This is a genomic window from Aeromonas ichthyocola (genome assembly GCF_046087985.1).
Classification (GTDB): domain Bacteria; phylum Pseudomonadota; class Gammaproteobacteria; order Enterobacterales; family Aeromonadaceae; genus Aeromonas; species Aeromonas rivipollensis.
In genome coordinates this window covers 803,818-815,943 of the sequence record NZ_JBJSWH010000002.1, presented here as the reverse complement: position 1 = coordinate 815,943, position 12,126 = coordinate 803,818, and the positions used below count along the sequence as shown (strand labels likewise).

The 12,126-nt window shown below is 60.3% G+C and carries 11 protein-coding genes and 1 pseudogene; 11 read left to right on the top strand and 1 reads right to left on the bottom strand.

Going from position 1 to position 12,126, the window contains the following annotated elements; all coding sequences use genetic code 11:
* The first annotated feature begins 126 nt into the window (after window positions 1-126).
* The 7 genes and pseudogenes from mutL (at window position 127) to ACF2JD_RS08435 (ending at window position 7,090) form a co-directional block, all read left to right on the top strand.
* Window positions 127-1,997: pseudogene (mutL, locus tag ACF2JD_RS08465) on the top strand (DNA mismatch repair endonuclease MutL).
* A gap of 81 nt (window positions 1,998-2,078) precedes the next feature.
* On the top strand, window positions 2,079-3,011 hold the full coding sequence (miaA, locus tag ACF2JD_RS08460) for a tRNA (adenosine(37)-N6)-dimethylallyltransferase MiaA (protein ID WP_290030273.1): 933 nt from the start codon (window positions 2,079-2,081) through the stop codon (window positions 3,009-3,011).
* A gap of 72 nt (window positions 3,012-3,083) precedes the next feature.
* A complete protein-coding gene (gene hfq / locus ACF2JD_RS08455; protein WP_011704864.1) occupies window positions 3,084-3,347 on the top strand; it encodes an RNA chaperone Hfq in 264 nt (87 codons plus the stop codon).
* A gap of 63 nt (window positions 3,348-3,410) precedes the next feature.
* Window positions 3,411-4,697, top strand: coding sequence for a ribosome rescue GTPase HflX (gene hflX / locus ACF2JD_RS08450; protein WP_139435032.1), 1,287 nt, complete (start codon window positions 3,411-3,413; stop codon window positions 4,695-4,697).
* 82 nt (window positions 4,698-4,779) lie between these two features.
* On the top strand, window positions 4,780-5,928 hold the full coding sequence (hflK, locus tag ACF2JD_RS08445) for an FtsH protease activity modulator HflK (RefSeq protein WP_025328125.1): 1,149 nt from the start codon (window positions 4,780-4,782) through the stop codon (window positions 5,926-5,928).
* 3 nt (window positions 5,929-5,931) lie between these two features.
* Window positions 5,932-6,816, top strand: a complete 885-nt coding sequence (gene hflC / locus ACF2JD_RS08440; RefSeq protein WP_106885927.1) for a protease modulator HflC — start codon at window positions 5,932-5,934, stop codon at window positions 6,814-6,816.
* Window positions 6,817-6,901: 85 nt separating this feature from the next.
* The gene (locus ACF2JD_RS08435) at window positions 6,902-7,090 is read left to right on the top strand and encodes a DUF2065 domain-containing protein (RefSeq protein WP_025328123.1); all 189 of its coding nucleotides are present in this window, start codon (window positions 6,902-6,904) and stop codon (window positions 7,088-7,090) included.
* Window positions 7,091-7,182: 92 nt separating this feature from the next.
* On the opposite strand, the gene ispB is transcribed toward ACF2JD_RS08435, so the two are convergent.
* On the bottom strand, window positions 7,183-8,154 hold the full coding sequence (gene ispB / locus ACF2JD_RS08430) for an octaprenyl diphosphate synthase (RefSeq protein ID WP_234568380.1): 972 nt from the start codon (window positions 8,152-8,154) through the stop codon (window positions 7,183-7,185).
* Window positions 8,155-8,396: 242 nt separating this feature from the next.
* Between ispB and rplU the strand changes: the two genes are divergently transcribed.
* From rplU to ACF2JD_RS08410, 4 genes are all read left to right on the top strand, one after another.
* Entirely contained in the window at window positions 8,397-8,708 is a 312-nt protein-coding gene (gene rplU, locus ACF2JD_RS08425) for a 50S ribosomal protein L21 (RefSeq protein ID WP_005304210.1), read from the top strand.
* A gap of 17 nt (window positions 8,709-8,725) precedes the next feature.
* Window positions 8,726-8,983, top strand: coding sequence for a 50S ribosomal protein L27 (rpmA, locus tag ACF2JD_RS08420; RefSeq protein WP_005311678.1), 258 nt, complete (start codon window positions 8,726-8,728; stop codon window positions 8,981-8,983).
* Between the two features lie 188 nt (window positions 8,984-9,171).
* Window positions 9,172-10,377 (top strand): Obg family GTPase CgtA, encoded by a 1,206-nt coding sequence (gene cgtA, locus ACF2JD_RS08415; protein WP_005327243.1) that lies wholly within the window; start codon window positions 9,172-9,174, stop codon window positions 10,375-10,377.
* Window positions 10,378-10,745: 368 nt separating this feature from the next.
* Window positions 10,746-12,116 (top strand): YjiH family protein, encoded by a 1,371-nt coding sequence (locus ACF2JD_RS08410; protein WP_111912303.1) that lies wholly within the window; start codon window positions 10,746-10,748, stop codon window positions 12,114-12,116.
* The last annotated feature ends 10 nt before the right edge of the window (window positions 12,117-12,126 follow it).

Below are 12,126 nucleotides of genomic sequence, written 5' to 3'. Positions count from 1 at the left end.
GGGAGTCTTGTGCTCCCTCCCCTTGCGAAGAGGAGGGCTGGGTGAGGTTGATGTGTTCATCTTTTCCATGTTGGGCTTCGCTCAGCACCAACCTAGATCCCCAAGGTTAAAAAGCAGGAGTCAGCCATGCCGATCCGTATATTGCCTCCTATCCTGGCCAACCAGATTGCTGCCGGCGAGGTGGTGGAGCGGCCCTCCTCGGTGGTGAAGGAGCTGGTGGAAAACAGCCTGGATGCGGGGGCCGACCGGGTCGAGATCGACATCGACAAGGGGGGCTCCAAGCTCATCCGCATCCGTGACAACGGCAGCGGTGTCGCCAGGGACGAGCTGGTGCTGGCGCTGTCACGGCACGCGACCTCGAAGGTGGCGACCCTGGATGACCTGGAAGGGATCAACAGCCTCGGTTTTCGCGGCGAGGCGCTCGCCTCCATCAGCTCTGTCTCCCGTCTTACCTTCACCTCCCGCACCGCGGAGCAGTCCGAAGCCTGGCAGGCGCAGGCCGAAGGGCGCGAGATGAGCGTCACCGTCAAGCCGGCGGCCCATCCGGTGGGCACCACAGTGGAGGTGGTGGATCTCTTCTTCAACACCCCGGCGCGGCGCAAGTTCATGCGCAGCGAGAAGACAGAGTTTGCCCACATCGACGAGCTGGTACGCCGCATCGCGCTCTCCCGCTTCGACATCACCCTGATCCTGCGCCACAACGGCAAGGTGGTGCGCCAGTACAAGGCCGCCAATACGGTGCCTGAGCAGGAGCGCCGCCTCGCCGCCGTCTGTGGCACCCCCTTCATGCACCACGCGCTGGCGGTGGAGAGCGAGCACAGCGACGTGCGCCTGTGGGGCTGGCTGGCACTGCCCGCGGGGGCCAGACCGCAAAACGATCTGCAATACACCTATGTGAACGGCCGCATGATGCGCGACAAGCTCATCAACCACGCCATCCGCCAGGCCTATGACGAGCTGCTGCCTGCCGGCAGCTTCGCCGCCTATGTGCTCTACATAGAGCTGGATCCCCGTCAAGTGGATGTGAACGTCCATCCCGCCAAGCACGAGGTGCGTTTCCATCAGGCGCGGCTCATTCACGACTTTATCTTCCAGGCGCTCTTTACCGCCCTGCGCCGGGAAGGGGCGGGAGCCAGCGAGCAGGACGAGCCGCTGGCCGAGAGCCTGGTCGAGCTGCCGACCAGCCCGCAGATCGAGTATCCCGGCCAGGCGCCACGCCCCGAGTGGTATGGCGCCGAGCACAGCTATAGAGCCCCCGCCCAGACGCGGGATGGCGGTGCCGTGCGCGAAGGTGCCGGCCGCGCGGGCAACTACCAGCCCCCCGAGCCCCCCAGCCGGGAGGCGATGCGCGGCATGGGCGCCCTGCTCACCACATTGCCGGTGGTGGGGGAGGCGTCTCAGGCAGCTCCCGTCACCCCGGCCGGTCCGTCGCCCCAGGGGACTCGCGCCCTGACCCTGGTGGAGCAGGCCTATCTGCTGATCGAGCGGGAGGGACAACTGGCGCTGCTCTCCCTGGTGCGGGCCGAGCGGGTGCTGCTGCGCCACTGGCTGCTGGAGACCTGGGGCCAGGGACTGGCGGCGCAACCCCTGCTGCTGCCGGTCTCCTTCAAGCTGCCAAAGAACCTGATTGCGCTGGCGGAGGAGCAGGAACGTTTGCTCAAACGCATGGGGCTGGAGTTGAAAAGCGGGGGGCGCGACACCATGATCCTGACTCGGGTGCCCGCCTTGCTGCGCCAGACCGATCTGGTGCGCCTCTTACCCGAATTGCTGCAATTGATCGAGAGCGGATCTGACAGTGATGCCGACCAGCAGGCTGAAGTACTATGCCAGTGGCTGGTGGAGCAGGGGATAAGCACCGAAAAAATATATGATTTTTCAACGGCCAGCCGGCTGCTGACGGAACTTGTGACCGATTTCAGTGACCAACTGGCAGACATTCGCATGGTGCGTCCTCTTCGTTGGCGGCCGTGCTGGAGGGGTTTGCACGGGGCGATTGAACCGCCGGGGCTGACCTCTTCAATCCATTGAACGCTATTTGCATGGTACGCCTCCCGACGGGGCGACCGTGCCAGAGGAACATGAAAGTGGCTGACTTGCCGACTGCAATTTTTCTGATGGGGCCGACGGCCTCCGGCAAGACGGATCTCGCCATCGCTCTGTGTCAGGCCCTGCCCTGCGACATCATCAGCGTGGACTCCGCGCTCATCTATCGCGGCATGGACATTGGCACCGCCAAGCCGACTGCCGCCGAGCTGGCCCAGGCCCCTCATCGCCTGATCGACATCCTGGATCCGGCCATGAGCTATTCGGCGGCGGATTTCTGCCGCGATGCCCTGCGCGAGATGAAAGAGATCGCCGACCGCGGCCGCATCCCGCTGCTGGTGGGGGGCACCATGCTCTACTTCAAGGCGCTGCTGGAGGGGCTCTCTCCGCTGCCCTCCGCCAATCCGGCCATTCGCGCCGAGATTGAGGCAGAGGCCGCTCGCCTCGGCTGGCAAGCCCTGCACGACGAGCTGGTGCGCATCGATCCTGTGGCCGGTGCCCGCATCCACCCCAACGACCCTCAGCGGCTCAGCCGGGCGCTCGAGGTTTATCGCATCAGCGGCAAGACCCTCACCGAGCTGACCCAGGTGCAGGGGGAAGGCTTGCCCTACCGGGTGCACCAGTTTGCCATCGCCCCCTCCGATCGCGCCGTGCTGCATCAGCGTATCGAGCTGCGTTTCGACAAGATGCTGCAGGGGGAGTTCGAACAGGAGGTCAGGGCGCTCTATGAGAGGGGTGATCTTCACCCGGATCTGCCAGCTATTCGTTGCGTTGGCTACCGCCAAATGTGGGACTACCTGGCAGGGGAAGTGGGATATGATGAGATGCGTTATCGTGGCATCGTGGCCACCCGTCAGCTGGCCAAGCGCCAGATGACCTGGTTGCGTGGCTGGCCCGACCTGACCTGGTTGGAATCTGGTGAGTCTGGCAATGTGGCCAGGGTGGTCGCCCGAGCTGGTGCGGCTTGACACTCCCTGTATAATCAGGTTGTTATATTGATATCCGGTGTTTAAAAACAACAAACTATAAGGAAAAGAAAGATGGCTAAGGGGCAATCTCTCCAAGACCCGTTTTTGAATGCGCTGCGCCGTGAGCGGATTCCTGTTTCTATCTATTTGGTGAACGGCATCAAACTGCAGGGTCAGATCGAATCGTTTGACCAGTTTGTCATTTTGCTGAAGAACACCGTGAGCCAGATGGTCTACAAGCACGCCATTTCCACCGTGGTGCCGGCCCGTGCCGTCAACCATCACCAGCACGCCCCGGGCGCCGCCGGTGAAGAGCAGGGTGAAGCCGAGGCGTGATATCCCGCGGCGAGCCCACTCGCCAACTCAGAATCATCATGATACCTGTCAAGGAGCAAGCGCTTGTTTGACCGTTACGAAGCTGGTGAACAGGCCGTTCTGGTACATGTCAACTTCAGCGATGAGGGTGAGCGGGAGGATCTGGACGAGCTCAAGATGCTGGTGAGCTCGGCCGGGGTCAATGCGCTGGGGGTGATCACCACCAGTCGCAGCGCGCCCAGTGCCAAATATTTTGTCGGCAGCGGCAAGGCGGAAGAGATCGCGTCCCAGGTCCAGATGCTGGGTGCGGACGTGGTCATCTTCAACCATGCCCTGACTCCTGCCCAGGAACGCAACCTGGAGCGTCTGTTCCAGTGCCGTGTGGTGGACAGGACAGGCCTCATCCTCGATATCTTCGCCCAGCGCGCCCGTACCCACGAAGGCAAGTTGCAGGTCGAACTGGCCCAATTGCGCCATCTTTCTACTCGCCTGGTGCGAGGCTGGACCCACCTCGAGCGTCAGAAGGGCGGCATAGGTCTGCGCGGCCCGGGTGAAACCCAGCTTGAAACCGACCGACGCCTGCTGCGAGAGCGCATCAAGGCGATTTTGCGTCGGCTCGACAAGGTGGCGAAGCAGCGGGAGCAGGGCCGTCGCGCCCGTAACCGCAACGAGGTGCCGACCGTGTCGCTGGTGGGCTACACCAACGCCGGAAAGTCCACTTTGTTCAACCAACTTACAGATGCCAGCGTGTATGCTGCCGACCAATTGTTCGCAACTCTGGATCCCACCCTGCGTAAATTGGTGATCCAGGATGTGGGTGATGTGATCCTGGCGGATACAGTTGGATTTATTCGGCACTTGCCCCATGATCTGGTCGCGGCCTTCAAGGCGACGCTGCAGGAGACCCGCGAAGCGGACCTGCTGCTGCACGTCGTGGACTGTGCCGATGAGCAGATGCAGGAGAATGTCGATTCGGTGCAGACCGTTTTGGCCGAGATCGAGGCGGACGACCGTCCCCAGCTGATGATCTGCAACAAGATCGACAAGCTGACCGATCGTCCGGCCGGTCTGGAGCGGGATGACGAAGGGCGCCCGCAGAGGGTCTGGCTGTCTGCCCAGACAGGTGAAGGCAGTGAATACCTGTTCCAGGCCCTGACCGAACTGCTGGCCGGATCCATGGTCCATCACACCCTGCAGTTGCCGCCCTCGGCCGCGAGATTGCGCAGTGCGCTCTATCGGCTGAAAGGCATCGAGCAGGAAGGTTTCAGCGAGGAGGGGGATTTTGTCCTGGAGGTACGCTTGCAGCTTGCCGACTGGAACCGCCTCATGAAACAAGAAGGTGAGAGTTTACAACGCTTTATCAGGCATTGATCCGGCGATGAAGACAAACTTCGTCAAGGGTTGATGGCCCGGTAGAGATGATATCCATCCGCATGTATTAATGGAGACGCTGATGGCTTGGAATGAGCCTGGTAACAACGGCAAAGACCGTGACCCTTGGGGGAACAACGGCAAGAATCAGGGACCCCCTGATCTGGATGAGATGCTGCGCAAGGTGAGCCGTCGTTTCGGTGGCCTGTTCGGTGGTGGCAAATCGGGTGGTGATGTGGGCAAGTTTGGCCTCTCCATCGCCTTGGTGGTGGCCGTGGTGGTGTGGGTCGTCAGCGGCTTCTACACCATTCGCGAAGCCGAGCGGGGCGTGGTGCTGCGTTTTGGGGAGTACTCCCATAACGTGGATCCGGGCCTGCGCTGGAAGCCGACCTTCATCGATCGGGTGATCCCGGTGGATGTGGAATCGGTGCGCTCCCTGCCTGCCTCCGGCTTCATGCTGACCCAGGACGAGAACGTGGTCCGGGTCGAGATGGACGTGCAGTACCGCGTGGTCGATCCCGAGCAGTATCTGTTCAGCGTCACCAATGCGGACGAGAGTCTGAGCCAGGCCACCGACAGCGCCCTGCGCTACGTGGTGGGTCACACCAAGATGGATGATGTCCTGACCACGGGTCGGGAAAAAGTCCGTCAGGAGACCTGGCAGGTGATCGATGGCATCATAGAGCCCTACCAGATGGGTCTGCAGATCGTCGACGTCAACTTCCTGCCGGCGCGTCCGCCGGAAGAGGTGAAAGACGCCTTCGATGACGCCATCTCCGCCCAGGAAGATGAACAGCGTTTCATCCGTGAAGCGGAAGCCTATGCCCGTGAAGTCGAGCCCAAGGCCCGTGGTCAGGTCAAGCGTCTGGAACAGGAAGCCGAAGGCTACAAGTCCCAGATCGTGCTGAAGGCCAAGGGTGAAGTCGCGCGCTTCAACGAGCTGCTGCCCCAGTACCAGTCCGCCCCCGAGTTGACTCGTGAGCGTATCTACCTGGAAACCATGGAAGAGCTCTATCAGCAAGCCAACAAGGTGCTGGTCGACATGCCTGCTGGCAACAACAGCATGATCTACCTGCCGCTCGACAAGCTCTCCGGCAAGGCGAATGCGGTGCAACCGGCACGTCCGGCGGGCACACCTGCGGTGGAGCCGGCCCAGCCGTCCAACGAAGGGGCCAATTCCACTCCGACCCCGCTGCGTGGCGGTGATCGTTTCAGCACAGGGAGAAACTAATAGATGAAGAAAATAGCTATTGGTGTCATCGCTGTGGCCGCCATGGTCTGCTTCTCTTCCGTCTTCATCGTCGATGAAGGTCAGAAGGGCATAGTGGTGCAGTTTGGCAAGGTGAAGCGGGTTGACTCCGGTGAGCCCCGCCTCTATGAGCCGGGCCTGCACTTCAAGGTGCCGCTCATCGACCAGGTTCGCAAGATGGATGCCCGCATCCAGACTCTGGAAGGCCAGGCGGATCGCTTCGTCACCTCAGAGAAGAAAGACCTCATCATCGACTCCTACGTGAAGTGGAAGATCGAGGACTTCTCCAAGTACTACCTGGCAACAGGTGGTGGCAACAAGATCCAGGCCGAAGACCTGCTCAAGCGCAAGATCAACAACGGTCTGCGTTCCGAGATCGGTAACCGCACCATCAAGGACATAGTCTCCGGTGAGCGCAGTACCGTGATGGAAGATGCCCTGATGAAGATGGCGCGCTCCTCCGAGCTCGGCATCAAGGTGGTGGATGTGCGTATCAAGCAGATCAACCTGCCGGTGGAAGTCTCCAGCTCCATCTATCAGCGGATGCGTGCCGAGCGGACTGCGGTAGCCCGTGAGCACCGCTCCCAGGGCCGCGAGCAGGCCGAGATCCTGCGTGCCGACATCGACCGCAAGGTCACCGTCATGATCGCCGACGCCGAGAGTAATGCGCGTCAGCTGCGTGGTGAAGGGGATGCGGAAGCCGCCAAGATCTATGCCGACAGCTACAAGAAGGACCCCGAGTTCTTCAGCTTCGTGCGTAGCATGGAGGCCTATCGCAAGAGCTTCGCCGGCGGCAACGACCTCATGGTCCTGAAGCCTGACAGCGAGTTCTTCCGCTACCTCAAGTCGCCTCACGGTGACAAGCAGTAAGCAGGCATAGCGCCATAACCCAAAGGGCCTGATGATTCAGGCCCTTTTGCTTGATGAGACAAGGGCCCAGAGGGCAGGAGGAGTCATGCTGACAGCCATCTTGATGGGAGTGGGGCTGTTGCTGCTGTTCGAGGGGCTGGGCCCCTTGCTGGCGCCGAGGGCCTGGCAACAGATGCTGAGACTGATGAGCGATCAGCCGCCGGAGCAATTGCGTCGCATCGGCGGTTGTCTGGTGGTGGCGGGGGCCGTCATCCTCTGGGCGCTGGCCCATTGAGCAATCAAGAGAGTGCTGACGCCTGAGCGCAAAGCGCAGACTATAAAAAAGAGGCCTATGGCCTCTTTTTTCTTGGATGCTGACACATAGGCTCAGGCGCTGCGCTGTACCGCCATCTGGGCCAGGGTCTCCAGCGCCTGCCTGTGCTGGGAGTCCGGCAGGATGGCGAGGGCGGCAATGGCCTTGTCGGCCTCTTCCCGGGCCCGCTCGCGGGAGTACTCCAGGGCACCGGTGCGATCCAGGATGGCCAGGATGCGGTCGAGATGCTCCATGCCGTTGCGGTGCTCGATGGCGTCGCGGATGAGCTGACGCTCTTCCGGGGTGCCCACGGCCATGGCGCGCAGCAGCGGTAGGGTGGGCTTGCCTTCGGCCAGATCGTCACCGACGTTCTTGCCCATCTCATCGCTCTGGGAACAGTAATCCATGACGTCGTCGATGATCTGGAAGGCGGTACCCAGGTACTTGCCGTAGTCGGTCATGGCCTGCTCGACGGGCTCGGGCTGATGGGTCAGCACGGCGGCGAGGCGGGTGGCGGCTTCAAACAGCTTGGCGGTCTTGCAGTAGATGACCGTCATGTAGCTCTCTTCCGTGGTGTCCGGATCGTTGCAGTTCATCAACTGCAGCACTTCCCCCTCGGCGATGGTGTTGGTGGCATCCGACAGGATTTCCATCACCCGCAAGTTGGAGAGCTCGCTCATCATCTGGAAGGAGCGGCTGTAGAGGTAGTCACCGACCAGGACGCTGGCGGCGTTGCCGAACAGCGCATTGGCGGTCTCCCGGCCGCGGCGCAGGTCGGATTCATCGACCACGTCGTCGTGCAGCAGGGTAGAGGTATGAATGAATTCGATGATGGCGGCGAGCTTGAGATGGTCCTGACCTTGGTACCCCAGTGCGCGGGCGGCCATTACCGTCAGCATGGGGCGCATCCGTTTTCCGCCTGCACTGACAATGTAGAAACCCAGCTGGTTGATCAGGCTGACATCGGACTGGAGTCTGGCCAGGATCAGTTCATTGACCGCCGTCATGTCGGCGGCACAGAGCGCACGGATAGTCTGTTGGTCCATAAGTCTCGTAACGTGACGGCAGCAATTACTGCGTTTTTAGCAATGGCGGGGATTCTACACGATTTCACAATGGGTTACAGTTAAGCGTTTATTCACGGCGGCAGATATGCGCACAAAATAAACTTTTTGCTAAATTGGCCTTGCCTAGGCAAATCGTTCTGCGTAGAATGCCCGCCCATTGTTATAGGTTTTTGCGCGTGTCTGGCCTTGAGCAAAAGACACGCCTTTACGGAGTTAATCAAATGTACGCGGTATTCCAAAGCGGCGGAAAACAACACCGTGTGGCCGAAGGTCAAATCGTTCGTCTGGAAAAGCTGAACGTTGAGACTGGCGCTACCATCGACTTCAACGAAGTTCTGATGGTTGCTGCAGGCGACACTTTTAAAGTAGGTGCTCCTTTCGTTGAAGGTGGCAAGGTTGTAGCTGAAGTTGTGGCTCACGGCCGTGGCGAGAAAGTGACTATCGTCAAGTTCCGTCGTCGTAAGCACCATCGTAAGCAAGCGGGCCACCGTCAGTGGTTCACTGAAGTCAAAATCACTGGCATCAGCGCTTAATTAGAGGAGTCCGATAAATGGCACATAAAAAAGCTGGCGGTTCATCCCGCAACGGTCGCGATTCTGAAGCTAAACGCCTTGGCGTTAAGCGTTTCGGCGGCGAAACAGTTCTGGCAGGCAGCATCATCGTTCGTCAACGTGGTACCAAGTTCCACGCTGGCACCAACGTTGGCCTGGGCACGGATCACACCCTGTACGCGAAAGCGACTGGCAAGATCCTGTTCGAAGTTAAAGGTCCGCTGAATCGTAAGTACGTCAGCATAGTTGCTGAGTAATTACGGACCGCAAGGATCCGAAGCCCCGCCAACAGGCGGGGCTTTTGTTTTTCTGATGAGTTTGACGAAAAAACGGCACGCGGATGAGCCGGCGCAGACGGGCCTCATCGGCCAGTTGCGTCTCGCCCCAAGGGGCCTGTACCACTATAATTGCGTATCGGTTTTTCGAATTAAGGTGACGGTTACCTATGAAGTTTGTTGATGAAGTCCAGATTCGAGTCGATGCCGGTGACGGTGGTAACGGTTGTGTGAGCTTTCGCCGTGAAAAGTACATCCCGAACGGTGGCCCGGACGGCGGTGATGGTGGTGACGGCGGTGATGTCTATCTGATCGCCGACGAGAACCTGAACACCCTGATCGACTACCGTTTCGAACGTTTCCATGCCGCCGAGCGTGGCGAGAACGGCCAGAGCGCCAACTGTACCGGTCGTCGCGGCAAGGATCGCACCCTGCGCGTCCCGGTCGGTACCCGCGCCAGCGATGAAGATACCGGTGAACTGCTGGGGGATCTGACCACTCACGGCCAGAAGCTGCTGGTCGCAAAGGGCGGTTTCCACGGCCTTGGCAACACCCGTTTCAAGAGCTCGGTCAACCGCGCCCCCTATCAGAAGAGCAACGGCACCCCGGGTGAAGTTCGCACCCTGAAGCTGGAACTGCTGCTGCTGGCGGACGTCGGCATGCTGGGTCTGCCCAACGCGGGCAAGTCCACCTTCATTCGCGCCGTCTCTGCCGCCCGCCCGAAAGTGGCCGACTATCCCTTCACTACCCTGGTGCCGAACCTGGGTGTGGTGCGTGGGGAGAACTCCCGCTCCTTCGTCATCGCCGATATCCCGGGTCTGATCGAGGGTGCTGCCGAAGGCGCTGGCCTCGGTATCCGCTTCCTCAAGCACCTGGAGCGTTGCCGCGTGCTGATCCACCTGGTGGATATCTGCCCGGTTGACGGTTCCGATCCGGCTGAGAATGCCGTGACCATAGTCCGGGAGCTGGAGAAGTACAGCCCCGAGCTGGCAGGCAAACCGCGCTGGCTGGTGTTCAACAAGATGGATCTGATCCTGGAAGAAGAAGCCCAGGAAGTGATGGACAGAGTCAAGGCCGCGCTGGCCTACGAAGGCCCTGTCTACCAGATCACCGCCATCAGCAAGGAAGGCACCAAGAAGGTCTGCTACGACATCCTGGATCTGCTGGACACCATGCCCCGTCAGCTGGAAGCCGATGCCAAGGCCGCCATCGAGAAGGTCGAGTTCAAGTGGGACGACTACCACAAGAACCAGCTGGCCCAGGCCGAGGCGGAAGCCCTGGCAGCTTCCAAGGCCTTCGATGAGGCGCTGGACGAGGACGACGACTGGGATGACGAAGACGACGACGGCGTCGAAGTGATCTACGTACGCGACTGAGCCTCTCTCCCGTGACAAGACCGGAGCCCCGACAGGCTCCGGTTTTTTTATGGGAGGATCGACGGGATCACCATATAGATATATTTCTCATGCCACTTATTGCCTGCCAACCGCAACTGATTATACTGCGCCCCTGAACGTAACTAATTTGAAACATTATGCTAACCTGTCAAACTGAATTGATATGCATGACTGTTTTGGTTTGTTCTTATGGATGGTTCGCCTGATAAAATATTTATGCTTGAAATAATCCATTAAAAGCTTGTTTGTGCAGTTTTTTGGGTTATTCTTGCGCCCGTTTGCCGGGCGAGGGCATGAATATGCAGGCTGCCTGGCTGAAGGAAAAGTCATATTTAAGGCTGTCTATCATGTTGGAAAAGACCCTGGAAGCACCGGCGATCCGTACTCGCCGCAACGTGCTGATGTTTTTGATCCCGTCGCTCATCGGGATCCTGCTGTTCATGACCCCCGTCATCTATGACGGCAATGTCACCATCCCCGTCGCCGTGCTGGCGAAGCTGGTACAGACGGTGTTCGCCGACTATCTGGTGGCCATGGTCAGCGCCATCATTACCACCACCATGCTGATGACGTTGATCGCCTGGTTGTTCAAGCCAGCGATCCTGGTGAGACGCCCCTTCCTCAACAGCCTGTTCAACGTCTCCCCCTTCTGGGCCTGCGTGCGGGTGCTGGGGGGCCTCTTCGTGCTGCTGACCTTCTTCGAGGCCGGCCCCGAGGTGCTGCGTTCCGGGGCGACCGGTGGCCTGGTGCTGCACGATCTGCTGCCGGTGCTGTTCTCCGTCTTCATCTTCGCCGGCTTGCTGCTGCCGCTGCTGCTGGACTTCGGTCTGCTGGAGTTTGTCGGCACCATGATGACCCGCATCATGCGCCCTGTGTTCCGCCTGCCCGGCCGCTCCGCCGTGGATTGCTTCGCCTCCTGGCTGGGGGATGGCAGCGTCGGCATCCTGCTCACCAGCAAGCAGTACGAGGGCAAGTTCTACACCCAGCGTGAGGCCGCCGTCATCGGCACCACCTTCTCGGCTGTCTCCATCACCTTCTGCCTGGTGGTGATCTCCCAGGTGAAGCTGGAGCACATGTTCGTGCCCTTCTATCTGACCGTCTGCCTGGCCGGTGTGGTGGCCGCCATAGTAGTGCCGCGCCTGCCCCCGCTCTCCTGGAAGAAGGATGTCTACAGCGACGGCACCCCCCTGTGCCGCAAGCAGGAGGCCATTCCCCATCAGCACAGCGTGCTGAGCTATGGTTATCAGCGTGCCCTGGCCAAGGCCGACAGCATGACGGATCTCGGCGCCGTGGCGCGGGAAGGGGTGAAGAACGCCCTGGACATGGTGTTTGGCGTGTTGCCGGTGGTGATGGCGATCGGGACCTGCGCCCTGATGCTGGCCGAGCATACCCCCATCTTCAACTGGCTGGGTGCTCCCTTCGTGCCCTTGCTGGAGTTGCTGCAACTGCCGGAGGCCGAGGCGGCGTCCAAGACCATCATGGTCGGCTTCGCCGACATGTTTATCCCGGCTGTACTGGCCTCGACCATAGAGAGCGACATCACCCGCTTCGTGATCGCCGCCATGTCGGTGACCCAGCTCATCTATATGTCGGAAGTGGGCGCCCTGCTGCTGGGCAGCAAGATCCCGGTCAAGCTGTGGGAGCTGTTCGTCATCTTCCTGCTGCGCACCCTGGTCACCCTGCCGGTCATCGCCGGCGTGGCGCATCTGCTGTTCTAAGGGCTGCCTG